This is a genomic window from candidate division WOR-3 bacterium (assembly GCA_039803545.1).
Lineage (GTDB): Bacteria > Hydrothermota > Hydrothermia > UBA1063 > UBA1063 > UBA1063.
This window is the reverse complement of sequence record JBDRYS010000001.1, coordinates 1,042,399-1,067,405: the sequence shown is the minus strand read 5'-3', so window position 1 is coordinate 1,067,405 and position 25,007 is coordinate 1,042,399. Positions and strand designations below refer to the sequence as shown.

Below are 25,007 nucleotides of genomic sequence, written 5' to 3'. Positions count from 1 at the left end.
GGGCGTACGCCCCGCCCCCTCTTTCTTTTTTGTTGTTTTTTGTTGTATATGGTTTAAATTTTTATTATGGAAAATAAATCCCCCGATAAGTTAAATCTTACCATTACTGGAATGACCTGCGCCACCTGTGCAAAGACCGTGGAGAAAGCGATTAAGAATGTACCGGGAGTTAAATATGCTGCGGTAAACCTCGCCACAAATCAAGCCTTTATAATTCTCGAGAGGCCATTGGATATTGAGGAAATAAAAAAGGCCGTAGAAAAAGTGGGGTACGGTGTATCTACATCTCCCCCCGAGGACGTTGAACGTAAAAGATACAAGAGGACTCTGAGAAATCTGATTTTTGCACTCATATTAACGGCTCCTTTGACCATGTTGATGATACTTCATATGGTGGGGATCCATGTGCCGGGTTTTTACTATTTAGAATTGCTGCTTACCCTTTTAGTTATTTTTGTGGCAGGGATCGATGTCTTGAAGGGTGCCTGGATCGCGGTGTCACACTATCACGCAAATATGGATACATTAATCTCCATCGGTGCCTTAACTTGCCTTTTAACTTCTGTTTTCAGGTTTGCCGGCTTCCAAATTGAATCCTTTGGAACCATAGGTGCGATGATCATGTCCCTCCACATCCTCGGTAGGTTCATAGAGAGCAGTTTACGAGATAAAGCCTTCAGAGAAATAAGGGCACTCATCAATTTAAGGCCTAAGGAGGCAAGGATTATTCTTGAGGGGGAAGAAGTTATGATACCTGCCGACCATCTTAGAGAGGGTATGTTAGTTTTGGTTAGGCCGGGTGAAAGGATTCCTGCTGATGGGCTCATTGAGGAGGGAAGGACAAGCGTTGATGAGTCCATGATCAGCGGTGAAGCAATCCCTGTGGAAAAGGACAAAGGCTCGAAGGTACTTGGAGGCACCTTAAATTTAACAGGACTTGTGAAAGTTAAGGTCGAAAAGCGGCCTGAAGAGTCTTATATATCAGAAATAATTAAGATTTTGAGTGAGGTCCAAGGTTCGAGGGTCCCTATACAAAAGTTGGCTGATAGGATAACTAATTATTTTGTACCGGTTATCATTACCCTTGCTTTACTGAGTTTTATCTTTTGGTTTTTCAATTTTGAGCATTTTAAACCTATCCTCGAGGAAATTTCCTCTAAATTACCCTGGGTACCATCTACCAGCAGGCTTGGCTTTTCTCTTTTCACTTTTGTTTCCGTTATAGTTATTGCCTGTCCTTGTGCCCTTGGGCTTGCTATTCCAATGGCGCTTGTGAGAGGAACAATACTGGCTTCAAAGAAGGGCATATTGATAAGAAATGCAGAAATCATTCAAACCATTATGGATGTTAAATATGCACTCTTTGACAAAACGGGTACTTTAACAGAGGGAAGACCAGTGGTGGTATTTCAGAACCTACCTCTTGAGGATTTGAAAAAAGTTGTTTACTTTGAACGTTTCTCAAATCATCCTCTCGCGAATGCGGTTTCGAAACTGTTAGAGGATGACTTAACTTTTGAGGGATATGAAATTGAGGAAGTTCCTGGAGTAGGACTTATTGCTAAATCTCGTTCCGAAGAGTATTTCATTGGTAGGCCAGAAAATTCTGAGGGTTACCTTGACTATCTAAATAACGGTGGTACTGTTGTCGAGGTTCGGAAAAATGGAACCAGGATAGGCTTTTTTGTTCTGGAAGATAAAATAAGAGAGGATAGTCTTATAGCCGTAAAAGGGCTTAAAGAGATGGGAATTACGCCAGTTCTTGTCACCGGGGATAATGAAAGATCGGCTAAATATGTGGCAAAAAGACTCGGAATTGAAGAGGTTTACTACGAAGTGAGACCAGAGGATAAGGTAAACATAGTGAGGCAGTTTCAATCGCAGGGAAGAAAGGTTTTAATGGTTGGGGATGGGATAAATGACGCTCCAGCATTAAAGGCAGCCGATATTGCTGTAACAGTGTCGCATGGTTCGGATCTGGCCATCGAAAATTCTGATGCCGTTATTTTAAAGGGAGGGCTTTCTGTCATTATTGATCTCGTAGGCCTTTCCCGAAAGCTTTTAACGAAGATTAAAGAAAATTTGATTTGGGCTTTTTTGTATAACGGTGTTACAATTCCTTTCGCTATGATCGGTCTTTTGCACCCTGTTATGGCTGAAGGTGCAATGGCCTTTAGTTCAATATCTGTGATTTTGAATTCAATGAGGCTAAAATAAGGGGGTGTTATGGCAAGGTACAAAGTATATATTCCAGCCATTCATTGTAATCATTGCAAGATGAGAATTACGGAGGCCCTGAAAGAGATCGGTGAAAAGAAATTTGAGATCGATGTTGAAAAGAAATTACTTTTTATAGAGACGGCAAATTTTGATAAGGTTAGAGAGAAGTTAGAAGAGATTGATTATCCTCCGGAAAGGGTCGAGGAAGTTTAAGGCTTCTATCTTCACAAGCTCCTCTGATAGAGGGTATTTTACCTTGATCTCATCTTTTTAAGTTGGGTGTTGGGCAAGATTTGGTTTATTTTGGTGTCTTGTGAAAGTGGCGTTTTTCGACTTTTCCCAAGATTTTAGTTTAAAGAGCTTTTTTAAGTTTTTACCTTGGTTTATAGTCTTTATTATGGTTTGTGTTTTCACCCTCGGAGTTTTACCCGAAAGAATTAGGTTCTCGTTTTTAAACGCGCACTTACCGGTTTCTTTGCCTTTGGTGAGGCAAAAACTTTTGAGGCTAATTTTTTAGTTTCTGTCGCCTTACATTCCATATACCCCCATGAAAGGGGATTTTTTTCTTTATGGAACAAGACCAATGCCTTCTTAAAATTTTTCTTTGCCTTTTCTTTACCTCCTCCAAAGGTTTTTGGTCTAAAAAAGAAAGATATTCCTTCCAAATAATAAACTCTTGGATTTTCAGGATCAAGGGACTTTGCCTTCTGAAAAGCCTCTTTTGATCTTTTCCCCCAGTACACGACGCGGGAAAGGTTCATTATGGCCTTCATACCGTAGAGGGAACCCAGGACAGCGTAGGCGTCGGAGAAATCGGGTTTCAATTGGGTGCACTTTTCTAAATAAAGAATAGCGCTGTCGACGTACTGTTCATTTGCGTAAAGGCTGTCTGATGTTAAAATTAGGAAAATCGCAAGCCCATTGGCGTAAGCATAGAGGTAATTTTCTTCTCGCGGATTGGCTTTATTTCTCAATTCGTTGTAATAGTAAAGGAGAGAGTCTTTGTTTCGAGAACGAGAAGCTTTCGTTAAATTTGAGACGTAAAAACCGATTTGTTCCGGTGTGAGAAGCTGAAGGGTTAGGAAAAGGATTGAAAACATTTTAATGATTTTAACCCGTCAACCTTGGTTAGAAAAATTGTTCGCACATTAAAAGGCTTTTTAAGGTCAGGATTTAACGGTTAAAATAAATGGGGAGGTGAAAGATGAGGGTGGTAATTCAAAGGGTTAAGACGGCGGAAGTCTGGGTTGAGGGGAATTATGTATCCGGGATAGAGTCTGGACTTTTGCTCCTTGTTGGGTTCGGGAAAGGGGATAGTGAAGAGAAGATTTCCAAAGCTGTTAAGAAAATATTAGAACTGAGAATTTTTGAAGACGAAAACGGGAAGATGAACCTGTCGGTAAAGGATCTCGGCCTTGGGATTCTTGTAGTGCCCAATTTTACCCTCGAGGGGGACATAGAAAAAGGCAGACGCCCATCCTTTGATAATTGTATGGAACCGGAGAAGGCGCGTCTGTTTTTCGAAAAGTTTTGTGAGAAATTAGAGGAAGAGAGAATTAGAGTTTCCAAAGGCATTTTTCAGGCAAAAATGGAAGTGAAGTTGATCAATTACGGCCCCGTAACCTTCGTGCTTGATTTATGAGTATTTTATTATTTTTCGTCTTTGTTTATCCTGTTATTACCGAGGTTATGCTGGACCCACTGGGTCCGGAGACGGGCTCTTTATCCCCCGGCGACCGTAATGAGTTTATAGAGATTTATAACCCTGATGATGATACCGTTGATATGGGACTTTTTAAACTCAGGGATAATGCCGAGTTCGATAGCATCGTTCCTTTTACGGAAGTCCTTCAATTTTATCCGAGGGTGAAAGCCACCACAAGAGTACCGCCGAAGTCCTACGGAGTCATTTTAGACAGAGAGTACATTGTAGAGGGAGAGAATTATTTGCCCTATTCGCTCCCCGGTGGAATTTCAGTGATGACAACTAAGGATACAGACTTGGGAAATGGCCTCTCTTCTAATGATACGTTATGTCTTATAGATAGAAGCGGCAACGTTGTTTCATCCTTTGGATTGGGAAGTGGATTTCCTCTGAGATTAAAGGATGGGGTGAGTTTTGAACGGAAATATTATTGGGGACCGGATAATGCGGACAACTGGAGGTATTGTAACGAAGCAGGTGGCAATACCTGTGGAAGGGAGAATTCTGTTTCAAAACCCTTTAACTTGAAAATGGTGGAAGTGAAGGTTGAAAGGAGTGGGGATTGCGAGCTGGCTTTTGTTGTAAGCATAACAAACACAGGTACTGAATTTTTAAGTGCTGTGAAGTTAAATTACGAAATTCATGGGGCCTTGCCATCTTCTGAAGAGGAGAGGAGTGTATCCCTTTTTCCCGATTCTACTACCTCTGTTAAAATTGGACCTTTTCTAATACCTCAGGGCACCTATCCTGCCTGGTTACGTGTTGGAATTCAGGATATCTACTTTGATTCGACTTTTTTGCAGGTTTTTTCAGGAAGGCCACCGGTAGTAATAAACGAAATTATGTATAACGGAGATATGGAGTGGGTTGAGCTTTACAATGTTTCAAATAGTCCGATTTCTTTGAGGGGATATTGCGTTGGCGACCCTGTGAAAAGATCAGAATCTGCACCCGAAATCACCCTTATGCCAGATTCCTACTTTGTTTTTTCTTCAGCAATCCTCAATATTTCAAATAGCACGGTGCTTAAGAATTTCCCTCCCCTTAACAATACTGGAGATACTGTCTTTCTATACGATTCCTACGGTCAGATCGTAGATGTGGTACCCTATTCCGCCCGCTGGGGAGGGTCTTACAACGTTTCCTTAGAAAGACTTTCACCTTTCTTGCCGTCAAACTCTCAATACAATTGGATTTCATCGAAGGAAGGTAACACCATGGGGAGAAAGAATTCAATCCAGATTTTACCACCATCGGGGGGAACTCTTCTTTCCCTTTCTTCGAAAGCCCTTTCGCCCTCGAGGGGTGTTCCGGCTATTGCGGTTAAAGTGGAATTTCCTGAATTTCCCGTTTATGCAACCTGTGAACTTTACCGATTAGATGGAAAGAAGGTCCAGACCTTTTTCAGCGAAAAACTTCTGGAGGATGGTAAGTTGGACTTTACGATTAATCCATACGCTGATGGTGTTGAACTTGATGAGGGGATGTACATCCTGTTTGTGAAGGGTCGAACTCTTCAAGGAAAGCTCTTTTCGAAGAAAGAGGTGATAGGAATTTTAAGATAGGCGCCTTTTTAGTCTTATTAGTGGTATGATCATTTCTTCAATGCTTAGACCACCGTGGAAAAGACCGCCCATGTATCTCTTTTTGTATTTACCTGGGTCACTTTTGTAAACAAAGAAATCGTACCCCTTTGCTAAAAAGAGCATTCTTGCAATCTGGGGGATTCCAAACTTTTTGAGATCCATTAATTCAACGGGTTTACCTTCTAAAGCTTTCAAAGAGTCACCAAATTTGAAACGTAATCCCTCCGTTGTCTCCATACCACCCTGGATTACCACAGGTTTTTCTCCTTTTACCCAACCGTGGTCAGTGGTTATGATAATATTTGGTGTGTGCAACTTTTCTAAAAAGTTAGCACTTTCGAGAAGGAATTTGCATAATTTTACATAGTCTTCTGCACTTTCGATAAGCCCCCTGAGCGGTGATTCTGCTTCTCGAAGATGAAAGATCATATCGAAAAAGTTGATAACGTAAACTTCGAGAGGCAGACCTGCATCGAAAATCTCTTGCTTAAAAGCATCTAAGGAATTGATTTTTTTGATGACATGGGGAAGATTTTTGAAGCCATTTTCAATGAGGTTTTGTTCTAAGAGCTCCTTTTCGTGTAAGTTATCCCTCGTCCAGCCGGGATTTCTTCTTTCGGTATCGTAAGGGGTATGTCCTGAGAAGAGTGAGTTTCTGGCAAACTGGGTCGCAGTTGGTAGAACAGAGAATATGGGATGGATTTCGACGTTGTAGCCCGATGGAATTGCCTTGGATAATTCAAGAGCCTGGTCAAATCTAAAATTATCGAAGACAATTAAAGTAACTCTCTCGCCATTTTTGAGTAATGGGAATACGTGATTTTGGAAAATCCTGAAAATAAAAGGAACTTCGGGTGTATTGAGGAGTTCTGGGTATTTTCTCATAACCCAGGTAGCAAAATCTTGATTTTTTGTCTTCAATTCTTCTTTTAAAAGTTCATCTTCAGGGCTTTCTACCATCCAGTAAAAGAGAAGTCTACCCTTTTCAAGCCAGTCTTTCCAATCATTTCCGAGACTGTTTATAGCATTGTAGTAGTTTAAAATTCTGCGGGTTTCAGCGCGGTTTTTTATTTTGTCTTTTTCCAGTTTTCTTAATACCGCAAGGATCTGGGAAGGTTGAACGGGTTTTACGAGGTAATCAAATACGTCAATAGAGTAGGCCTCATCCATAACCTCTTTATCCTGAACCATAGTTATTAGTACTAAAGGCACGTTGGGATGCAACTTCTTGATTTCCCTTGCAAATTCTATTCCCGAAATCTGGGGCATTTTATAATCTATGAGGATTACATCAAAGTCTTCGGACTTTGCTATTTCCAGTGCCTTTAAAGGATGGTCGATACCTATGACCTTCATTCCCTGATCCTCAAGAAACATGATGTGAGGCTTCAGAAGGTCAATTTCATCATCGAGCCACAGGATTTTCATAATTTAAATTATAAAGCGATGAACATGGAGAAAGCCTCCTCTAAAAGACTTTAAAATTCCTGCTCTCTAGAATATAATATATAAACTACGGGCAGATAGTTCAGTCTGGTTAGAACGCTGGTCTCACATACCAGAGGTCGGAGGTTCGAATCCTCCTCTGCCCACTTTTAAATTGTTAAGGCTATAGCCATTAGCATCATCGCACCGCCTACCAATTCTAAGGGTGCCCATCTTTCTCCAAGGAATACCACTGCTACAATAAAACTGAACAGTACTTCAAGGGATACAAAAAAGGTGGATTTTATAGCACCCGCATGTTTTAAGCCGGTAACATAAAGATAGTAAGCGAGGACAGTGCAGTTTAGTGCAAGATGGACCACGAGGAGAATGCTTTTCCAGTTTAGAACTATGCTGGTCCCCTTATCCAGAAGGAGAAAGGTTGGAAGGGAAAGTAAGGCAGTTATGCCGAAGGTTATCATATTGACTTCGTGTGAATTATACCTTTTCAAGAGGTTCTTGGAGAGTATCACATAAAAGGCCCAACAGAAAGAGGCAAGGAGCACGATAAGGTCGCCGACCATTATTCTCGAGTGGAAAAATTCTTTTACATTTTTGCCCGTAGTAAGCAGGAACATTCCAGGTAAAAGAAAAGCGAAAGAAAGGAAGAATCTCCTCGGAGGTTTTTCTTTTAGAAGAAGAATTGCCAATATAGGAACCCATATCACAAAGAGGTTTATTATGAGAGCAGTACGGGAAGCGAAGGTGTATTGCTGACCTAAGTATTGAAAAATGTAGGAGAGGTAGGTTACCAGGCCGAGTAGGTAGATCGATTTTTCTTTGAAAATGTTTGGGTCAAATTTTTTTTCAAAAGCAAAAAATAAAAGGATGTAAAAGAGGGTGCCAAGAAAGAACCTAAGAAAAATAAAAAGAATTGGTGGAAGATAACTAAGACCTAATTTTACGGCGGGAAAAGATGTACTCCAGATTAATGAAGAAAGTACTACATAAAGAATGGCCTTTCTCTCTGACATAATGGATTCTCATTCCTTGCATTGGCAAGGCGATTTTTTACACTTAGGGCAACCTTTGGAGTATTTTGAGACTGCAGATTCCATATCGATATCGTAGAGGTTGGCTAAGGAAAAGAGCCAGGCACAGACGTCGGAAAATTCTTCTGCTAGTTCATCCTTCGATTCGTGCTTCATCGCCTTTGCCAGTTCCCCGACTTCTTCAACGAACCAGCGAAAGGTCTCCGCTTTGCCCCTCTTTGAGTCTTTCTCAAAATAGGTTTCTCTTATGATCTTCTGAAATTCTTTTATTTCCATAGTCCCAGGATCCTTGTTATCAAGGCAAAATAAGGCGCTGTGAAGATGATGCTGTCAATCCGATCAAGCATCCCCCCATGCCCGGGGAATAGATTTGAGGAATCTTTAACTCCAACTTCTCTTTTGAAGGCGGATTCAACAAGGTCGCCGATTTGGGAGAGAATAGATATTAAAAATGTAAGAATTATATTGATGTAAAGGTTTTGTGAAGGTGTGATTTTCAAAAAGTGCAATAAAAAGCCAAAGGGAATAGTAAAGAGGATTCCGTAGATGTATCCCTCTATAGTTTTCTTAGGGCTTACTTTTTCTGCAAGTTTGTGTTTCCCAAAGAAGTACCCGGCGATGTATGCCATGCTATCGAAGATCCAGATGATAAAGAGGAAGAACAAAATCCCTTTAATTCCCATTTTTTGTCTTATTATCAATGCCGAGATGGCTCCTATCACTATGTAAAGGAAGATAAAAGTGGTCAGGGCGAATTCTTTGATTTTGTAGTCTCTGCTCCATAGGATAGGTATAGGAAAGTAGAGGAGCAGAATTGAAAGAAGCACTATGGAGGTGTAATTAAAATAAAAGCCTAATATTGCTGTAACAAGAAGAAAGGTAGCGTAAAAGGCAAGATTTTTTTTAACGGCGTAAAGATTCAGGAATTCCCATTGCGCTAATCCAAAGGCGACAATTACCAATAAAGTAAAATAAAATTTCCCGAGATATATTAAAAGCAGAACCACGGGAATTAAAACAATGGCTGTAAGGGTTCTTATTTTTAATTCAGCCTTCAACGACACCGCCAAATCTCCTTTCTCTTTTGCTGTAGTCCTGGAGAATTTTAATGTATTCCTCTTTCCGGAAATCGGGCCATAAAGTCGGTGTAAAGTAAAGTTCAGTGTAGGCTATATGCCATAACAGGAAATTAGAAATGCGCACCTCTCCTCCTGTTCTTATAAGAAGATCCGGTTCAGGGATGTCGGGCATGTAGGTGTATTTCTTAAAGAGCTCTTCAGTAATATTATCAGGGTTGACACCTTCTTTGACGATCCTTTTTACAGCATCTAAGATCTCGGCTCTTCCGCCATAAGATAGTGCGAGAATTACATTTAACCCTGTACACGTTGCCGTTTTTTCTTTTGCTCTTTTAAGTTCGTAGGACAAAGATTCAGGAAAAAGTTCTATTTTTCCTATGAAATCGAGCTTGACGTTGTTTTTGTATAGACTGTCCACTTCATCTCGAATTAACTTCCGAAGGAGGGTCATTAAAAAGTCAACTTCCTGCTTTGGCCTCCGCCAGTTTTCTATTGAAAAAGTGTAAAGGGTTAGGTACTTGATGCCAAGTTGTTGAGAGGTTTTTATGACTTCCCTGGTGGACTCTGCCCCCGCCTTGTGCCCCAAGTATCTTGGAAGTCCACGCTCCCGTGCCCAGCGGCCATTACCATCCATGATAATGGCCACATGCTGAGGCAGGTTATTCTTCAAGAATCTCTTTCTCCTTATTTTTTACCAGTTTGTTGATCTCCTCGATGTATTTGTCGTGGAGTTCCTGGAGTTGTTTTTCCGCCCTTTTAGAATCATCCTCGCTAATCTCTTTGTTTTTCTCCATCTTTTTTACCTGTTCGACACCGTCTCTCCGTATATTTCTAATGGCCACCCGAGCATCTTCGGCGTATTTTCTAACCAATTTTACGAGTTCCTGACGCCTTTCTTCTGAAAGTGGAGGTATAGGAATTCTGAGTACATTACCGTCGCTCTGAGGATTAAGGCCCAGGCCGGCTTTTTTGATAGCTCTTTCAATTTCGCCTATCACCGACTTGTCCCAGGGTTGGATCAAAATCATTGATGGATCGGGTATTTGGATGGTAGCAATCTGATTTATGGGGACCTGAGAGCCGTAATACTCCACTTTTATTCCGTCCAGTAGGTAAGGAGTAGCACGACCGGTTCTTAACCTTGAGATTTCTCTTTCAAAATTTTCAACGGTCTTTTTCATTCGAGATTCAACTTCTTTATATACCTTGTCTAACATGTTGGCGGCCTCCTATGGAAAGGTTAAACCTCAACAAAGGTACCTATTTTTTCTCCGATTAATGCTTTGGTTAAATTCCCTTCTTTCGTAACATCGAAAACCAAAATGGGAATCTTGTTTTCACGACAGAGGGCGATAGCAGTTTGATCCATCACTTCAAGCTCTAAATTAAGCATGGTTTTGAGGTCTAAATAGTCAAACTTCTTCGCGTCACTGTACATCTTGGGGTCTTTGTCATAAACACCATCTACTTTTGTACCTTTCAACAGTATGTCGGCCTTTATTTCGCCTGCTCTGAGGGCTGCCGCTGTGTCTGTCGTAAAAAGGGGATTCCCGGTTCCACAAGCAAAGATCACAATTCTATTGTTATCCAAATGCTTGAGAACTTTTCTTCTTATAAAAGGTTCACCTATCGCTCTAATTTCTATGGCGGTGACTATTCTTGTTTCAACGCCTTCTTTTTCAAGGGCATTCTGAAGCGCCATACTGTTGATCGCGGTAGCAAGCATCCCCATATAATCAGCGGATATCCTGTCAAATCCAAGTTTTTCTATGGTTTTCCCGCGTACGATATTACCACCACCTACTACAATGGCAATTTGGGTCCCCAAATCCCTGGAACAGTAAGCAATTTCCTTTGAAATCCTGTTAAGGAAATTAATATCTAAATTTTCCTTCTCGTTACCAAAAAGCTCGCCCGACAGCTTGAGGAGTACCCGGTGATACTTACTCTTCACCTATTTTAAACCTCGCAAACCTCTTAACTCTTATATTCTCAGAGAATTTTGCGATGTGCTGTTTTATATATTCTTCGACGGTAATTTCTGGTTGCATGAAGAATTGTTGTTCATAAAGGACGTTTTCTTGATAAAACTTTTCCATCTTTCCTTCAACTATTTTCTGTATGACATTTTCGGGCTTCCCTTCCCTCTTAAGTTGCTCCATTAATATCTCTTTTTCCTTTGCAATAACTTCTTCTGGCACATCTTCTCTTTTTACATACTTAGGAGCCATTGCAGCGATTTGCAGGGCAAGGTTGTGAGCCAACTTTTTAAACTCGTCAGTATTTGCGACGAAATCAGTTTCGCAATTAACTTCAACGAGGACACCAAGCCTCGCTCCTGGGTGGATATAAGCTTCTATTATTCCTTCTTTGGTCTCTCTGTCCAGCTTTTTGTCCGCCTTAGCAAGGCCCATTTTTCTAAGTTCTTCAACAGCCTTTTCAATATCACCGTTGGTCTTTTCAAGGGCCTTTTTGCAATCAAGAACTCCAGCACCTGTTCTTTCCCTCAATTCTTTAATTAAATTTGCAGGAATTGACATAATTTTTTACCTCCTTACTCTTCTTTCTTCTCGACCATTGTAGTCTCTGCACCCTGTTTCCCTTCGAGGATTGCATTGGCAAGGGTTTTGGTTATAAGGGCAATTGACCTTATTGCGTCATCGTTACCAGGAATGGGATAATCAACCTGAGATGGATCTGCGTTTGTATCTACAATTGCTATTACCGGTATCTCAAGGCGTTTTGCTTCCCTAAAGGCTATATCTTCTTTCACAAGATCTACGATGTAAACTGCATCAGGTAGGGTCTCCATATCCATAATCCCGGTGAATACCTTTTGCAATTTTTCCAGTTCCTTTAGCATGAGAAGTTGTTCTTTCTTGGGATACTGTTCTATCTCTCCGGTTTCTTTCATCTGCATCAATTCTTTCATCCGATTGATTCTGCTTCTAATCGTTTCAAAATTGGTAAGGGTGCCACCAGGCCACCTTTCTGTCATGTAAAAAGCGCCGCACCTTTTTGCTTCTTCTGCAACAATTTCTTTGCCCTGCTTCTTTGTGCACACAAAAAGGACAGTTCCACCCCTTGAAGATAGACGTTTCAAAAAGTTGTAAGCTTCCTGCAACTTTTCATAGGTTTTTCTGATGTCAATTATATGATGTCCGTCTCTTTCAGTAAAGATAAAAGGCTTCATCCTGGGGTTCCAACGCCTTCTCTTGTGTCCAAACTGTACCCCAGCCTCGAGAAGGTCTTTCAAAGTAACTGGAAATGCTATGTTATTATCGCTTGGAGTATTGTGGAGATTTTCTTCTCTTGCTCTTTCCATATTTCATCCTCTCCTTTTCTCTTGGATCTCTTGATAGCATTCTGAACTTCTTAAGGACCTCGGTTAGGTTCTCATCAAAGGCTTTCAATGCTCTTGCTAAAGCAAGTCTCATTGCACCAGCTTGACCGGACTTGCCACCGCCTTCTACCTTACAAACAACGTCGAATTTACCCTCTAAGCCAGCAACCTTCAGTGGCTCCAGTGCATGTATAACCAGATCTTCTCTATTGAAGTACTCAAGCGGTCTGAGTCCGTTAACGTAGATTCTGCCTTTACCATTCTCTTTAAGACGAAGCCTTGCCACTGATCTCTTTCTGGATCCCCAAGCAAAAATTACTTTGGTGCCTTCCAAGTTTTAACCTCCTTAATTTATTTTCAATATATCAATGGGTTCAGGGTTCTGGGCCTTGTGGGGATGTTCAGGACCCTTATAGACTTTAAGTCTCAAGAACATCCTCTGCCCAAGCTTATTTTTAGGCAACATTCTTTTAACTGCAAGTTCAATTAACCTTTCAGGGTGACTTTCGAAGATCTGTCTTGCTGTTCTTGCCTTTAATCCGCCTGGGTAGTTGGAGTGATGATAATAGATTTTTTGATCCCATTTCTTACCTGTTAAAACAACTTTTTCTGCGTTAATCACAACGACGAAATCACCAGTATCGATGTGAGGAGTGTATATTCTTTTCCGCTTTCCCTGTAGAAGCAAAGCTATTCTTGAGGCAAGACGCCCCAACTCAATTCCCGAAGCGTCCACGAGAAACCATTTTCTCTCAATGTTTTCTATTTTAGGCAAAAAAGTACGCATTTACATCTCCTCCATTTCCAATATTATACTCTCACAGGAACGTAAATTCAAATTGTGTAATAAAAGCGGAGAGGGTGGGATTCGAACCCACGGTACCCCTTTTAGGGGTACGCACGATTTCCAATCGTGCCCCTTCGGCCAGCTCGGGCACCTCTCCGAGCGTGTCTTAGTATAAACTAAAAAGTTTGAAATACCAAGTCGGATGTCATTCGTTTTTGTTTGAATGTAAACAATCATGGATTTATAATTAACGACACGCCGGAGTGGTGGAATCGGAAGACGCGCCGGCCTCAAAAGTCGGTGGCCCGCAAGGCCGTGAGGGTTCGAGTCCCTCCTCCGGCATTTTATTAAAATGTGTGGAATCATCGGTTACATTGGTAATAAAGATCTTGATTCGGTAATTCTCGTCGGCCTCGAGAAACTGGAGTATAGAGGCTACGATTCTGCAGGTATTGCTGTTATCCACAATGGCAGGCTATTAGTTAGAAAGCGTGCTGGGCGAATCGGCGATCTTTATAACCTCGTCAATGGTTTAGCCTTCAATGGTAAAGTGGGAATAGGCCATACAAGGTGGGCAACTCACGGAAAGGTAAACGACATCAACGCCCATCCTCATGTAGACTGTAAATCACAGATTGCCGTTGCTCACAACGGAATTATAGAAAATTTTGAAGAACTTAAAAGAGAACTGGAATCCCGTGGACACAAGTTCATTTCTGAAACCGACAGTGAAGTGGTTCCTCACCTTATAGAAGAGTATTACGAAGGTTCCCTCGTTGATGCTGTATTAAAAACTGTTAATAGGCTTAAAGGTTCTTTTGCTCTTGTGATTGTTTCTTCCAATGAGCCCGATAAAATTATTGGGGTTAAAATGAATAGCCCTCTAATAGTGGGGATTGGGAAAGGGGAGATGTTTCTGGCGTCCGACATTACACCTTTACTGGCGCACACCAAAGAAGTTGTCCCACTGGCTGATGGTGAAATAGCTGTGTTAACCCAGGATAGCTGGAGAATTATAGATTTCAACGGAAATGAGAAAAAGAAAGAAATTTCCAGGGTCGAGTGGACTGTCGATATGGCTGAGAAGGGACAATTTCCCCATTTTATGCTTAAAGAGATTTTCGAACAGCCAGAAGTTATTTCCAGGAATCTTGAATATTATATTCGCGGAAAGGAAGTAACGCTCCTCAAAGATTTTAATTTGAGAAGGTTACTTTTGAATAAAGATAGAATCCTTATTCAGGCGTCCGGGACTTCGTTACATGCTGGACTCGTTGGTAAATATGTACTGGAGAAGCTCGCAAAAATCCAGACCGATGTGGATTTTTCATCAGAGTTTCGTTATAGAGAACCGGTACTCAACCAGAATACCTTAGTCATCGCCATAAGTCAGTCAGGTGAAACGGCAGATACCCTTGCAGGTGTCAAGATGGTAAAGGAGAGCGGACTTGAGGTGCTTTCGATTGTTAATGTGAAAGATAGTTCTATTGCAAGAGAATCGGATTATGTTTTGTATATCAATGCGGGTCCTGAAATTGGAGTAGCTTCAACTAAGGCTTATACAGCGCAGATTTTAATTCTAACCCTTCTGAGTCTTGAAGTTGGCTTGCTACGTGGGTATGTATCAGAAGAAGAATTTCAAACATTGAGGAAGGAGCTTAATGAGATACCGTCAATGATAAGAAAGGTACTGGATAAAAATGCACAGATTAAGGAAGTAGCTGATAAGTTCCTTGACGCCAAGTATTTTATGTTTTTAGGTCGTGGGGTAAATTATCCTACAGCTTTAGAGGGTGCCTTGAAACTTAAAGAAATCTCTTATATTCATGCGATAGGTTACGCCGCTGGCGAGATGAAGCATGGCCCCCTTGCCCTTGTAGATAAGGATCTGCCTGTGGTCTTTATTAATCCCTATACGTCAGTCTACGAAAAATCTATAAACAATCTGGAGGAAGTAAAGGCAAGGGGCGGAGTCATTCTCTCCGTTATCACTGAGGGCGATGAGAAAATGAAGGCATTGAGTGATTATACCTTTGAAATTCCCCGTGTAAATGAATTGTTCACCCCTATAGTGTCCATAATTCCTCTGCAACTTTTTGCTTACCATGTGGCGGTAGGCAGGGGATGTGATGTTGATAAACCCAGAAACCTTGCAAAAAGCGTGACGGTAGAATGAACCACAAGCCTTTTGTAGTTGTAATTTCAGCCCCTTCTGGAACGGGAAAGACCACAGTCTTAAGTGAAGTTAGAAAGTTAGAACCTGATCTCTTTTATTCCGTATCAGTTACTACAAGGCCTCCACGTCCCAACGAGAGAGACGGCGTTGATTATAAGTTCGTTTCAAAGGAAGAATTTGAACGGATGATAGAAAAGGGAGAACTTTTGGAATGGGCCAAGGTCTTTGGAGGAGAATATTATGGAACTCCAAAAGCCCCAGTAATGGAGGCTTTGAAGGCAGGAAAGGATGTTATAATGGATCTAGACATCCAGGGTAGAAACACGTTGGAGGGGATTTTTGGCAAAGACCTGGTTTCAATCTTTTTGCTGCCACCTTCTTTTGAGGAGCTCAAAAGAAGGCTAAGTTTAAGAAAAACAGAGAGTGAAGAGGAACTTATTGAAAGGCTTGAAAGGGCCAAATTAGAGCTCAAGTGGGCGGAGCGTTACGAATACTGGGTCATAAGTAGTTCTATTGCTGAAGCCGCTATGAATATCATCCACATCATCCATGCAGAACGAATGAAGAGAGAAAGGGTAATATTCAAGATTGACTTAAGTTAGCCCCGCCAATTTCCAGAGTTTGATCATTCCTTCAGCGTCACTGGTTGCAAAATAATTCTTTTGAGGGAATATGCTAATACTGGTGCATCTCCTCGTCTGAAGGTCGATTTCTGTTTTCTTATCCATAAGTTCGAGGCCCATTACAAAGAGCCTTGTTTCTAAAGCTATAAGAACGTGGTTTTCGTCAGGAGTTATTGCTATATCCACAATATTTCTGGAATCTTCTGATATCTGATGCCTTTTGATAGCATTCAAAGTGTTTGAATCCCAAAGCGTAAGCCTTCCATCGTTTCCAACGGTTATGAAAAATTTTCCAGAATTGGCAAATTTTATCTTTCTAACCTGTCCAAGGTGCTCTTTTACTGCCTGTTTCTGTTTAAAGGTTGAAGTATCCCATATAATAACTGTGCCATCCCACGAACCCGAGACAAGTATGGGCGCTTTGGGTGAGTGGTCAAGACAGCTTATCCAGGTATTGTGACCTGCCATTGCTCCTATTTTTTCAACCTTTATAAGGTCGAAAATGGATATTATATTTTCATAGCCGCCAGCATAAAGAAACCTGGAATCTGGAGAAAAGGCAATTTCCGAAATTTCGTCATTCTGTAATTTAACAACGCTTAAACGGGTCCAGGCTGAAGTTTCATAAAACTTTACAAGTCCGTTCTTGGTTGATACTACAAAATATTGGGAATTTGGTGATACTTTTATATCCGTAACAGCATCATCTTCTGAAGTGGCCTTTAACGAGATCTTCCTCTCCCAATCTGAGGTACCAAAGACCTTTACAACTCCATCGAGGCCCGCTGTTATCATGCTATCGCCTTTTGGAGAAAAAATTACTTTTATTGCGGCACCCTGATGAGCCTGAACCTTGCCAAGCATTTTGATGGTAGTAACAGCCCCAGTTTGTGGAGCCATTGAGAGCCTGGTAACAAAGGGGGAAGTTGCTACTGAGCTGGTTGAAGTAGAAGCTTTGACGGTTGTTTTGTGTTTTTCTTCGTCAATTACTTTGTTGATTAGGTCAGATGGAATTCCCAATTTGTGGGCCATATCAATGATTTCTTTACGCTCTTTATCTCCTATTTTCCCTCTATACTGATTGATCTTTATGTCCCTCAAGGTCCTTATTTTTTCTATTATATCAAGGGCGCTCTTAGCTTCTGCTGCGTTCTTGAATCTATCAGCAGGAGATGGTTTAGTCATTCGCATCAGGAAATCTCTGAGTTCTACGCTTAAATCTTTAATTACTGAGTAATCTACTATCCCGGTTTCTTCATCCTTAAATTTTTCGGGATTTAATCCTGTGAGGATTTCAATGGCAACAATACCCAAGGAGTATAGGTCCGTGGAGGGGCTTGAATATCCTTGTTTTTGTTGAGGGGCTGCATAGCCCTTTGTATAGATTATTTCTCTGTCTTTTTGATCACTCTGATATTCGATAACAGCTCCATAGTCCACAAGAAATGCCTTTCCATTTGGGTCAACAATTATGTTTTCTGGTTTTATATCGCGATGGACCAATGGCGGGTTGAAAGAGTGGAGATAATGAAGAATATCCAGGACATCTTTTAAAACAATTATAGCTTCGTCTTCTTCGAGTTTTTTGCGCTCTGCGAGAATTTGCCTTAAATTTTTTCCTTCAACAAAATCCTGGATGAGGTAAATTTTTGCATTTTTTCTATCTTCCAGAAATCCGTGAATTTTGGGAATCTGGGGGTGATTCAATTTGGCAAGGACCATTCCTTCTTTTTGGGTATACTTTGCGAATTCTTCAAATTTACTAACGTTCATGCTGAATTCTTTTATCACAACCTTTTTCCCGAAAAGTTGAAGGTCTTCTGCGAGGTAAGTTTTTCCAAATCCACCGACACCAATTTTCCTTATCAGCTTGTATCTATTTTCAATAATAACAGGAGTTTCAGAGAGGGGACTACCACATTTTACACAAAATAGCTCTTGAGGAGGATTATGTTCTCCACAGACTTTACAAGTTATATCTTCAAACTTGTAACCACAAAAGGCACAGAAAACCGCATTGTCTAAATTATCTTTACCGCATCTTGGGCACTTTTCCATTGCACCTTTCCTATGATAGTTTCCTTTTCAGCCTCAATTAATATCACGCTTACATTATCTGTAGTTTTTCTTTTGTAGGCTTCCTGAACGAGCTTTGTACACACTTCGTGCAAATCACCCTTTTTACTATCTATAATTTTTTTGATTTCCCCGGGCCCAACTACATCAGTAAGGCCGTCAGAGCAGATGAGAATTTTAAACTTAGATTCTGGTGTTTTCAATTCATCAATGTGGATTTTAATATCTTCAGAACTTTTTATTCCTATGGCCTGGGTTATTGCCTTGGATTTGTGCTCTGAGACATCTCTTGTAGAGATTTCTGTAATCATATCATCGGTGAGGATGAATATAGGTGAGTCTCCTACATTGAAAATTATAAATCTTTCATTGTCTATGATAACTCCAGAGACTGTTCCACCCATTTTGTCCGTTTGATTGTCCTTATCGAGGTTCATCGAATATACACGATTATTTACCACCTGGAGAGAATCTATTACATCTTCAAGTTGAATCTGTTTCTTCGGCAGTAAGTTTTTAGTAAACTCTTTCTTTATCCCTTCAATTATGAGTTCTGCAGCGACCTCTCCTTTTTCATGCCCTCCAAGTCCATCTGAAAGGACAAAGAGGTATCGATGGTATGTTTCAGAAGTATCCTTGATATTGGTTTCCCACTTGGTGCTGAACATGAGTATTGCGTCCTCATTGTTAGCTCTCGCAGGACCTTTATCGCTTATTCCTGCGTATTTGATGAGAGGGGATTTGAGCCTTTGTTCCAACTCTCTTATCCATTTGTTCAGCGATACGAAATCACAGCTTTCCTTTAGGATTTCTGCCTTTCCCTTTTCCCATAATGAATCCTTCGCCCCTTTTAGTCCCGAGATTATTTTGCAAAGGAATTCATTGGGATCTATAAATCCCCTTTTCTTTTCAACGGAAACCTGGAATATAGGCCTATTTTTTTCGTCAAAGATTACCTCTTCCAGTTTGTCTGGATAAAAGAGGTTGTGATTAATTACAAGTTGTATAAGATTTCTTAAAATCTCGATTTTCCTTCTGTCGCCGTTTTCTTCCCAAAGCTGATGTAATTCTTTTATTTCCTGCGGCTTTTCAATTACGGGAACGTACTCTTTAGGCCCTATTTCAATGATGTCTACTAAGTTGCCGAGGGCACCGTAAAAACGCTGGATAGGTGATTCAACGAGTAATTTGGTAAGATTTGGATTTACTTCTTGAAGGATAGTGCCAAATCTTTCTTTTGAGTGGATTCTGTATTTTGAATCCTTTATTTCTTTCAGGAAGAAGGGGGTGAAAAAGAGACGTACAAGGTTATATCCACAGTTTGGACATGTTTCTGTATCTAACTCTACTTTGGTGCCACATTTGGGGCAGAATTTGGAATTGAGTTCAAAGCCACAAATGATGCATTTTTCGGCTTCAGCGGCGTTGAAAGTATTACACCTTGGACATCTCAAGAGTCTCATAATTCTTTAACCTCAAAAACTAGATGCAGTTTCTTACTGAAGCTCACCACATCACCAGGTTGTAATTTATAAGGTTTTTGTGGCTCTAATCGTTCTCCATTGATGTATGTTCCATTGGTGCTTTCAAGGTCTTCAATAATCACTTCACCGGTTTCCTTGTTTATCGTAAGTCTTGCATGTCTTCTCGATACCGTTGCAGAATTTCTGAAGGAAGAAAGGTCAACATCCGGTGTGAACTCATTACTTTTTCTTCCGATTACAACCCTTGTTACTTTGTCTTCTGTTAAAGGTATAGAAACCAGATCCCCTGTTTCTTTATCTACAAAAACGTAGGGACTTAATAAAACTTCAGCTTTTTGGATAGGCGCCCCACAAACGGTACAGAATTTAACACCTGCAGGATTCCAATGACCATTTGGACAAAAGACGCCTTCCTCTTCCGGTTTTACGCTGAATATATCAAGGGCGGAGAAACATCTTTCGCAGAATTTAACACCGCTTTTATTTTGAAAACCACAAATTGGACACTTCATTCTTCTACCATCTTTGTCTTATATTTCGTTTCTATTCTAAACTCTTCGGGGAGAGAGCCTTCTACCTTTATCTTTTTGATATTTTCCTCGATTAATTTTTTCAATGTTTCATTTTCAAACTTCACCGCAGTTTGAACCATTGTCTGCAATATTGTTAGAGCTTCTAATGGTTTCCCTTCGTCAATATACTTTTCTGCCAACTCCTGCTGAATGTAAAGGCTTAATCTCTCGAGTGTTTCTCTAACTTCGTCATCGAATTGTGCAACATAACTTTCTGTAACCTCCAGGACCACATTATGGGCTTGTGTGGTCAGTTTCTCGCCTAAGATCGTTCTATACTCGATTTCGTACTCAAAAATTTTGTTTATGTAACTTGATTCCGGCTCAGAAAGGAAGAGCTGGAGAAGGACGAGTTTCTCTTTATCTCTTTCCAGATTCCCTACTTCGATGATCCACTGGGTCCCGTCCCAAAGCGGTTCAATCTTTTTGATTTGAGGCGTCACTAAAAAGGCCGGAGAGACTTCAGACATTCGAGCAATTTTTTCGAATCTAATTTTTAAATTAACATCTCGATAGGCTACATTTTTTATGTTCTGAAATTCTTTTACGAACCTTTCCTTTAAATCCTCCGGATTTTCAACAAAATACATCTTGCCACCTGAAAGGTCAGCAATTTCTTCCAGTAGTTTCGGGTCCCACTTTCTACCAAGGCCGATAGTGGAGATATTTATTCCCATTTTCCTTGCCTCTCTTGCAAGGTCTAAACAGCGCTTGTTGTCGCCATGTTCGTTCTTACCATCGGTAAGTAAGATCATCCAGCTGAGAACATCAGGACCGCGGAACTTTTCAGCCTCTTTGATTCCCAGTTCAATTCCTTCATCTATTGACGTCCCCCCGAGGGGAAAGATGTCTTCTACCCTCATTCGTATTTCCTTTCTTTGAGAGGCTGGTGTATTTGACACCAAAACTCTCGCTTCGGAGTCAAAAAGTATAATACTAATATGGTCCTCGTCGTCAAGAATCTGGAGAATTTCCCTTACTGCCTTTTTCAGGTTTTCTAAGGGTTCGCCTTCCATTGAGGCGCTTTTGTCGAGAACGAGGATTAGATTTACCTTGGGAGGTGGTGGGATTTCCAATGGCCTAATTTTTAGCAATAAAAAACGCTGTTCTTCAAAGGGTAGATTTTTTGTTATTGTGGGATTGTCCCATAAATAAGACAAAACAATCGACTCTTTTGATTTGAATAGTGCCATAATGTGAAAAATTATAAGTTATTCTTTTTTAACATTCAACAGGTTTAGTTCTAAAATCTTTGAGGCCTGAGTGCTTTCAGGGTATTCTGAAACTATTCTTTCAGCTATTTCCCTGGCTTTTCCCTCATCCTTCAGATGATATAAATAGACCAGCATTTCAGCGTATAAGGCTTTGAGTTTAACATTTTCACTTTTTGCATTTTGAGTAAGTTCCTCGTATATCTTTAAAGCTTTTTCGGGATTCTTAAGGTCGTAAAGGAAGAGCTCCGCCTTGCGAAGTTTACTTTCGTCTGATTCTTCGAGAGTATCCGATGAAACTTCCAGTAGAGTCTTATACCTTAGTTCAACTTCTTCTCTCATTGCTTGTGATATTGGAAAGTTTCTTAAATCCTGATATATGGAAAGAGCTATACTTAAGCTATCGAGGGTTTCCATTATTTTCCCTTTCAAAAAGAGTGCCTTGAAATATACCGAATCTCGAATTGATTTTTCCTCAATGGCTTTGAGTTCTTCTAAGGCTCTATCGTAAAGCCCCGCCTGAGTTAATATCCTTGCCTTTTCGTATTTTATGTTTCTATATGGGATCGAATTTTCCGGAAGGTTTGACTCTTCTAAAACTTTGATGCTTTGCTCGTAATCTCCTTTGTTTGCAAGAATAGTTGCCCTTGTCGTCATTAAATAAGCCCTTTCATTGTCACTGCTCACAAGCTTCTCCAGTTGTTTTAAAACCTTTTCCGCTATATCTATGTTTCCGGTTTTTACCGCAGCCTCTAAAGCCAGAGAATAAATTGCTTTTTTAAAAGGGTTTTTTTGAAGGGCTTTCCAGTTATCGTTTACGAGGTTCAAAAGGTCTCTGTATTCACCATTGACATATAGGAGTTTTGATTTGACTGCGAGAAAATCTTGATCCCTTGCAAGTTCAGGATTTTTCTTTATTGTTGCGTTAGCTTCGTCTAAGTAGTTCATTGTAATAAGAAGATCAACATACTCTAAGAGGGCTTTTTTGCGATATTTTGAATTGGGGAAATATTTAAAAAGTTCCTCAAATTTTATTTTTGCCTGCGAGTAGTTACCCAGTCTTTTATATGCAATTGCAGTATAAAATAGGGCGTCGTCAACGTACTGAGAGGTTTTGTAGTATTCGAAGATTTTAGAGCTTTTTTCGATGACTTTGTTGTAGTTTGTCGATGCTTCTCTTGTTAGTTGCCCTTTTTCTCTGTAAATTTTCTCTGCCTCTTTAAAATAGTTCTCGGTGTTGTAGAAGGTATTGAAGTAAGCACAAGAAGTGGCAAGAAGCGTAGCAAAGATTAATGATTTTCGAATAACCATTTTAAGAAACTCGCTTCTTTTTCTAAAAAGTTAGATAACTTTCCTTGCTCAATTATTCTAATATATAGCGAACGTTTGTTTTTGGGAACATTTTGGGAAGGAATGTCCAAAACCTGGAATCTAAGGTAGCTTCCATCTTCCAAAGTAATTTCAACCTCGTCGCCGATTTTTACTTCATAGGAAAGCTTTTTCTCTTGTCCATTAACTTTAATAGTAACATCCCTTGCCTTTGAGCGGGATTCTAAGATTCCAACCTTTTTCAAAAAAAGGTCTATCCTCAAAATTCTTTTATTTCAATAAAAGTCTTTTTCTTTAAATCCTCAATAAGCTTTGAAAGCTCTTCTTGCAATTTTACATTCTCGATATATTGTTTGATGTTGTTCTGCACCTCTGAAAATTCGGGAACTTTGCCCTGTTTTTTGTCGGTCACTTTTACAATGTCATAGCCATTTTGTGTTTTGATTATAATAATATCTCCAACTTTCGCATTGGCTAATTTTTGCTTGTATTCGTCTGGTAGATTTGTGTAGGGAACCCATCCAAGGTCTCCACCTAAGTCCTTTGTTTCCTCATCATCAGAGTATGTTTTTGCAAGACTTTCGAAATCCTGTTTTTGTACGTCTATTTTATTTTTAATGGATAGGGCTTTCTGGTATGCTTTATTCCATTCCTCAGCTTTGGGCTCTACTTTTACTAAGATATGTTTTAGTTGGTAGCTCGTTGCAGTTTTGCTAACCATTTTAAAAATGTGATAACCGTTGTCGCCCCTTATAGGCTCTGATATTTCGCCGGGATTCAACTTGTCCAGTTTTTCCTGGACTTCTGGTGGGAAAAAGTTTTTGGGAATTGTACCTATTGCTCCTCCATATGCTGCGGATTCTCTGTCGTCGGAGTATCTATTGGCCAAGTCTTCAAAACTGGCCCCTTTCGTAAGCTGATTGTAAAGTGATTGGGCTTTTTTGAGAGCCACGGCTTCTTGCGCAGAATCTACCTTTACCCTGATGAAGATGTGCGAAATTCTATACATATCCGGCTCTTTTAAAGAGTCTTTGTACTGGTCGTAAAAGTTGCGTATTTCCTGAGGGGTTACCTGGATTTTAGGCCTTACATATTTGTCAATATACCTTTGAACCAGGATTTCGTCAGAGATATTTTCCCTGTACATCTCTTTTAGGCTTTCCCTTGTCAGGCCTTGACTTTTCAGCATATTTTCGAAGTTTTCGGTTCCATATTGCTGCTCAAAGTATTTAATTCTCTCCTCGAGGGCCTGGTTTATTTCCTCTGGCCCGGGTTTAGCAATTGTCGTATCCTTTTTTGCTGCCTGTAAGATTAACTTGTTATTAATCAATTCTTGGAGTATCGAGTTTTTAAGGTCCTTTTCGCTCATATTGGGGTAGAGATTTTTGTAGTTCTCATAAAGTTCGTTTAGTTCAGATAGAGTTATTACTTCGTCACCAACCCGTGCGACGACCTTATCTTCTATAGTAGTCTGGGCATATAAAAAACCTGAGAGAAGCAGTACAAGTAGTCCTGTTCTTCTCATTTCCCTTTGACCTCCGAAATTTTATATTTGTTCTGGAGTGCAGTTAAAATAGAATCCCTTAGTTGGCTTTGCTTTATTGAAATTAAAGTTTTATGCAGAAAATCTTTTATGTCATTTTCATTGATTTCTGCATTTTGAATGTTAAGAATTTTTATTAGGGCGTAATACCCAGTTTGCCGAAGAGGAACTGGTTCGGATATTTCTCCAACCTTTAAATTGTTAATAATCTTGAAGAGGTCTTCACCGTAGGTGTAATAAATAACTCCGAGGTTTTCACTTAGCGGGGCAACCTGAACTTCTTGTGGGTTAAGTTTGTTTACTTCGGAAACAATAACTGGATATGGGTTATAAAGGAGCTGCTTGTATTGAGAAGCTTTCGAGGGATCGGAGTAGTATAGAACCAGCATATCAATCTTCTTGGAAAAATATGGCTTGGTTTTCTGCAACTCTCGATTTATTTCATCTTCGGTTACATTTACATTTTGCAATTTTTCGTTTAAATAGTATTGGCTAACCACTTTGATGGTCGTTACCTTAATTTGGGCCTTTAAGTCCTCCCTTTTGAGAAAACCTTCATCTTTTGCCGCCTTGTACAATAAAACTTCATTTGCGTATTGATTTAAAATTTCATTTGCGACCCTTGGGTCGCCTTTGAATCCTTCTGGAGTTTGTATTTCCAGTTCCTGTTTAGTGATATTGATGCCATCCACTTTTGCGACCACTTCACCTTTTTCTTTCTTGCAGCTTGTGAGGCTAATTAAAAGGATTAGCCCCATAAAAAATAATTTTCTTAACATAAACACCTCCAATTTTG

26 protein-coding genes and 3 tRNA genes are annotated in these 25,007 nt (G+C 40.1%); 8 read left to right on the top strand and 21 right to left on the bottom strand.

Annotation, left to right across the window (positions count from 1 at the left end; translation table 11 throughout):
• Positions 1–66: 66 nt before the first annotated feature.
• Entirely contained in the window at positions 67–2,217 is a 2,151-nt protein-coding gene (locus tag ABIM45_04940; GenBank protein ID MEO0239251.1) for a cation-translocating P-type ATPase, read from the top strand.
• 9 nt (positions 2,218–2,226) lie between these two features.
• Positions 2,227–2,433 (top strand): heavy-metal-associated domain-containing protein, encoded by a 207-nt coding sequence (locus ABIM45_04935; protein ID MEO0239250.1) that lies wholly within the window; start codon positions 2,227–2,229, stop codon positions 2,431–2,433.
• A gap of 224 nt (positions 2,434–2,657) precedes the next feature.
• Here ABIM45_04935 and ABIM45_04930 read toward each other — a convergent pair whose 3' ends face one another.
• Entirely contained in the window at positions 2,658–3,320 is a 663-nt protein-coding gene (locus tag ABIM45_04930) for a hypothetical protein (GenBank protein MEO0239249.1), read from the bottom strand.
• Positions 3,321–3,424: 104 nt separating this feature from the next.
• Here ABIM45_04930 and dtd point away from each other — a divergent pair, with 104 nt between their 5' ends.
• On the top strand, positions 3,425–3,862 hold the full coding sequence (dtd, locus tag ABIM45_04925; protein MEO0239248.1) for a D-aminoacyl-tRNA deacylase: 438 nt from the start codon (positions 3,425–3,427) through the stop codon (positions 3,860–3,862).
• Entirely contained in the window at positions 3,859–5,490 is a 1,632-nt protein-coding gene (locus ABIM45_04920; GenBank protein MEO0239247.1) for a lamin tail domain-containing protein, read from the top strand. Before dtd ends, ABIM45_04920 begins: the two co-directional genes overlap by 4 nt.
• Here the strand turns inward: ABIM45_04920 and ABIM45_04915 are convergent.
• On the bottom strand, positions 5,482–6,939 hold the full coding sequence (locus ABIM45_04915) for a response regulator (GenBank protein MEO0239246.1): 1,458 nt from the start codon (positions 6,937–6,939) through the stop codon (positions 5,482–5,484). The genes ABIM45_04920 and ABIM45_04915 overlap by 9 nt on opposite strands.
• Positions 6,940–7,028: 89 nt before the next feature.
• Here ABIM45_04915 and ABIM45_04910 point away from each other — a divergent pair.
• Positions 7,029–7,103, top strand: a tRNA-Val gene (locus ABIM45_04910).
• Positions 7,104–7,106: 3 nt separating this feature from the next.
• Here the strand turns inward: ABIM45_04910 and ABIM45_04905 are convergent.
• The 11 genes from ABIM45_04905 to ABIM45_04855 all read right to left on the bottom strand — a co-directional run bounded on the left by ABIM45_04905 (position 7,107) and on the right by ABIM45_04855 (position 13,354).
• Positions 7,107–7,970: a DMT family transporter gene (locus ABIM45_04905; protein ID MEO0239245.1), complete on the bottom strand. Its 864-nt coding sequence runs from the start codon at positions 7,968–7,970 to the stop codon at positions 7,107–7,109.
• A 9-nt stretch (positions 7,971–7,979) separates the two neighbouring features.
• Positions 7,980–8,264, bottom strand: coding sequence for a MazG nucleotide pyrophosphohydrolase domain-containing protein (locus ABIM45_04900; GenBank protein ID MEO0239244.1), 285 nt, complete (start codon positions 8,262–8,264; stop codon positions 7,980–7,982).
• Complete coding sequence (locus tag ABIM45_04895; GenBank protein ID MEO0239243.1) at positions 8,255–9,046, bottom strand: phosphatidate cytidylyltransferase; 792 nt, start codon at positions 9,044–9,046, stop codon at positions 8,255–8,257. The genes ABIM45_04900 and ABIM45_04895 overlap by 10 nt, the downstream gene beginning before the upstream one ends.
• Complete coding sequence (locus ABIM45_04890; GenBank protein MEO0239242.1) at positions 9,036–9,737, bottom strand: isoprenyl transferase; 702 nt, start codon at positions 9,735–9,737, stop codon at positions 9,036–9,038. Before ABIM45_04890 ends, ABIM45_04895 begins: the two co-directional genes overlap by 11 nt.
• Positions 9,727–10,284 (bottom strand): ribosome recycling factor, encoded by a 558-nt coding sequence (frr, locus tag ABIM45_04885; protein ID MEO0239241.1) that lies wholly within the window; start codon positions 10,282–10,284, stop codon positions 9,727–9,729. The genes ABIM45_04890 and frr overlap by 11 nt, the downstream gene beginning before the upstream one ends.
• A gap of 23 nt (positions 10,285–10,307) precedes the next feature.
• The gene (gene pyrH / locus ABIM45_04880; protein MEO0239240.1) at positions 10,308–11,021 is read right to left on the bottom strand and encodes a UMP kinase; all 714 of its coding nucleotides are present in this window, start codon (positions 11,019–11,021) and stop codon (positions 10,308–10,310) included.
• A complete protein-coding gene (gene tsf, locus ABIM45_04875) occupies positions 11,011–11,607 on the bottom strand; it encodes a translation elongation factor Ts (GenBank protein ID MEO0239239.1) in 597 nt (198 codons plus the stop codon). The genes pyrH and tsf overlap by 11 nt, the downstream gene beginning before the upstream one ends.
• A 14-nt stretch (positions 11,608–11,621) precedes the next feature.
• Positions 11,622–12,392 carry a 30S ribosomal protein S2 gene (gene rpsB / locus ABIM45_04870; GenBank protein ID MEO0239238.1) on the bottom strand — a complete coding sequence of 257 codons (771 nt, stop codon included), beginning with the start codon at positions 12,390–12,392 and terminating at the stop codon, positions 11,622–11,624.
• Positions 12,346–12,744, bottom strand: coding sequence for a 30S ribosomal protein S9 (gene rpsI / locus ABIM45_04865; GenBank protein ID MEO0239237.1), 399 nt, complete (start codon positions 12,742–12,744; stop codon positions 12,346–12,348). Before rpsI ends, rpsB begins: the two co-directional genes overlap by 47 nt.
• A 12-nt stretch (positions 12,745–12,756) precedes the next feature.
• Positions 12,757–13,197 carry a 50S ribosomal protein L13 gene (rplM, locus tag ABIM45_04860; protein ID MEO0239236.1) on the bottom strand — a complete coding sequence of 147 codons (441 nt, stop codon included), beginning with the start codon at positions 13,195–13,197 and terminating at the stop codon, positions 12,757–12,759.
• A 66-nt stretch (positions 13,198–13,263) separates the two neighbouring features.
• Positions 13,264–13,354 (bottom strand) — tRNA-Ser (locus ABIM45_04855).
• A 100-nt stretch (positions 13,355–13,454) separates the two neighbouring features.
• Between ABIM45_04855 and ABIM45_04850 the strand changes: the two genes are divergently transcribed.
• The 3 genes from ABIM45_04850 (at position 13,455) to gmk (ending at position 15,975) form a co-directional block, all read left to right on the top strand.
• Positions 13,455–13,539: transfer RNA gene (locus tag ABIM45_04850), tRNA-Leu, on the top strand.
• Between the two features lie 10 nt (positions 13,540–13,549).
• Positions 13,550–15,373 carry a glutamine--fructose-6-phosphate transaminase (isomerizing) gene (gene glmS / locus ABIM45_04845; GenBank protein ID MEO0239235.1) on the top strand — a complete coding sequence of 608 codons (1,824 nt, stop codon included), beginning with the start codon at positions 13,550–13,552 and terminating at the stop codon, positions 15,371–15,373.
• On the top strand, positions 15,370–15,975 hold the full coding sequence (gene gmk / locus ABIM45_04840; GenBank protein ID MEO0239234.1) for a guanylate kinase: 606 nt from the start codon (positions 15,370–15,372) through the stop codon (positions 15,973–15,975). The genes glmS and gmk overlap by 4 nt, the downstream gene beginning before the upstream one ends.
• Here the strand turns inward: gmk and ABIM45_04835 are convergent.
• The 8 genes from ABIM45_04835 to ABIM45_04800 are packed head-to-tail and all read right to left on the bottom strand — an operon-like array spanning position 15,967 to position 24,990.
• Positions 15,967–18,054, bottom strand: a complete 2,088-nt coding sequence (locus tag ABIM45_04835; protein ID MEO0239233.1) for a WD40 repeat domain-containing serine/threonine-protein kinase — start codon at positions 18,052–18,054, stop codon at positions 15,967–15,969. The two genes, gmk and ABIM45_04835, sit on opposite strands and share 9 nt — an antisense overlap.
• Positions 18,018–19,535, bottom strand: coding sequence for a protein phosphatase 2C domain-containing protein (locus tag ABIM45_04830; protein MEO0239232.1), 1,518 nt, complete (start codon positions 19,533–19,535; stop codon positions 18,018–18,020). Before ABIM45_04830 ends, ABIM45_04835 begins: the two co-directional genes overlap by 37 nt.
• A complete protein-coding gene (locus tag ABIM45_04825) occupies positions 19,532–20,068 on the bottom strand; it encodes an FHA domain-containing protein (GenBank protein ID MEO0239231.1) in 537 nt (178 codons plus the stop codon). The genes ABIM45_04830 and ABIM45_04825 overlap by 4 nt, the downstream gene beginning before the upstream one ends.
• Complete coding sequence (locus ABIM45_04820) at positions 20,065–21,321, bottom strand: VWA domain-containing protein (GenBank protein MEO0239230.1); 1,257 nt, start codon at positions 21,319–21,321, stop codon at positions 20,065–20,067. The genes ABIM45_04825 and ABIM45_04820 overlap by 4 nt, the downstream gene beginning before the upstream one ends.
• A gap of 18 nt (positions 21,322–21,339) precedes the next feature.
• Complete coding sequence (locus tag ABIM45_04815; protein ID MEO0239229.1) at positions 21,340–22,650, bottom strand: tetratricopeptide repeat protein; 1,311 nt, start codon at positions 22,648–22,650, stop codon at positions 21,340–21,342.
• Complete coding sequence (locus ABIM45_04810; GenBank protein MEO0239228.1) at positions 22,629–22,931, bottom strand: RNA-binding S4 domain-containing protein; 303 nt, start codon at positions 22,929–22,931, stop codon at positions 22,629–22,631. Before ABIM45_04810 ends, ABIM45_04815 begins: the two co-directional genes overlap by 22 nt.
• Positions 22,928–24,193 (bottom strand): peptidylprolyl isomerase, encoded by a 1,266-nt coding sequence (locus ABIM45_04805; GenBank protein MEO0239227.1) that lies wholly within the window; start codon positions 24,191–24,193, stop codon positions 22,928–22,930. Before ABIM45_04805 ends, ABIM45_04810 begins: the two co-directional genes overlap by 4 nt.
• The gene (locus ABIM45_04800) at positions 24,190–24,990 is read right to left on the bottom strand and encodes a hypothetical protein (protein MEO0239226.1); all 801 of its coding nucleotides are present in this window, start codon (positions 24,988–24,990) and stop codon (positions 24,190–24,192) included. Before ABIM45_04800 ends, ABIM45_04805 begins: the two co-directional genes overlap by 4 nt.
• Positions 24,991–25,007 lie beyond the last annotated feature (17 nt).

What these genes read in the sequence shown, in the direction of transcription:
- dtd (MEO0239248.1), top strand. Translation starts at nt 3,425, where the DNA reads ATGAGGGTGGTAATTCAAAGGGTTAAGACGGCGGAAGTCTGGGTTGAG.
- ABIM45_04935 (MEO0239250.1), top strand. Translation starts at nt 2,227, where the DNA reads ATGGCAAGGTACAAAGTATATATTCCAGCCATTCATTGTAATCATTGC.
- ABIM45_04805 (MEO0239227.1), bottom strand. Translation starts at nt 24,193, where the DNA reads ATGAGAAGAACAGGACTACTTGTACTGCTTCTCTCAGGTTTTTTATAT.
- ABIM45_04930 (MEO0239249.1), bottom strand. Translation starts at nt 3,320, where the DNA reads ATGTTTTCAATCCTTTTCCTAACCCTTCAGCTTCTCACACCGGAACAA.
- rpsB (MEO0239238.1), bottom strand. Translation starts at nt 12,392, where the DNA reads ATGGAAAGAGCAAGAGAAGAAAATCTCCACAATACTCCAAGCGATAAT.
- rplM (MEO0239236.1), bottom strand. Translation starts at nt 13,197, where the DNA reads ATGCGTACTTTTTTGCCTAAAATAGAAAACATTGAGAGAAAATGGTTT.
- ABIM45_04825 (MEO0239231.1), bottom strand. Translation starts at nt 20,068, where the DNA reads ATGAAGTGTCCAATTTGTGGTTTTCAAAATAAAAGCGGTGTTAAATTC.
- ABIM45_04900 (MEO0239244.1), bottom strand. Translation starts at nt 8,264, where the DNA reads ATGGAAATAAAAGAATTTCAGAAGATCATAAGAGAAACCTATTTTGAG.
- ABIM45_04835 (MEO0239233.1), bottom strand. Translation starts at nt 18,054, where the DNA reads ATGGAAAAGTGCCCAAGATGCGGTAAAGATAATTTAGACAATGCGGTT.
- ABIM45_04830 (MEO0239232.1), bottom strand. Translation starts at nt 19,535, where the DNA reads ATGAGACTCTTGAGATGTCCAAGGTGTAATACTTTCAACGCCGCTGAA.
- gmk (MEO0239234.1), top strand. Translation starts at nt 15,370, where the DNA reads ATGAACCACAAGCCTTTTGTAGTTGTAATTTCAGCCCCTTCTGGAACG.
- ABIM45_04905 (MEO0239245.1), bottom strand. Translation starts at nt 7,970, where the DNA reads ATGTCAGAGAGAAAGGCCATTCTTTATGTAGTACTTTCTTCATTAATC.
- ABIM45_04800 (MEO0239226.1), bottom strand. Translation starts at nt 24,990, where the DNA reads ATGTTAAGAAAATTATTTTTTATGGGGCTAATCCTTTTAATTAGCCTC.
- glmS (MEO0239235.1), top strand. Translation starts at nt 13,550, where the DNA reads ATGTGTGGAATCATCGGTTACATTGGTAATAAAGATCTTGATTCGGTA.
- ABIM45_04915 (MEO0239246.1), bottom strand. Translation starts at nt 6,939, where the DNA reads ATGAAAATCCTGTGGCTCGATGATGAAATTGACCTTCTGAAGCCTCAC.
- ABIM45_04920 (MEO0239247.1), top strand. Translation starts at nt 3,859, where the DNA reads ATGAGTATTTTATTATTTTTCGTCTTTGTTTATCCTGTTATTACCGAG.
- ABIM45_04820 (MEO0239230.1), bottom strand. Translation starts at nt 21,321, where the DNA reads ATGGCACTATTCAAATCAAAAGAGTCGATTGTTTTGTCTTATTTATGG.
- tsf (MEO0239239.1), bottom strand. Translation starts at nt 11,607, where the DNA reads ATGTCAATTCCTGCAAATTTAATTAAAGAATTGAGGGAAAGAACAGGT.
- ABIM45_04815 (MEO0239229.1), bottom strand. Translation starts at nt 22,650, where the DNA reads ATGGTTATTCGAAAATCATTAATCTTTGCTACGCTTCTTGCCACTTCT.
- frr (MEO0239241.1), bottom strand. Translation starts at nt 10,284, where the DNA reads ATGTTAGACAAGGTATATAAAGAAGTTGAATCTCGAATGAAAAAGACC.
- ABIM45_04940 (MEO0239251.1), top strand. Translation starts at nt 67, where the DNA reads ATGGAAAATAAATCCCCCGATAAGTTAAATCTTACCATTACTGGAATG.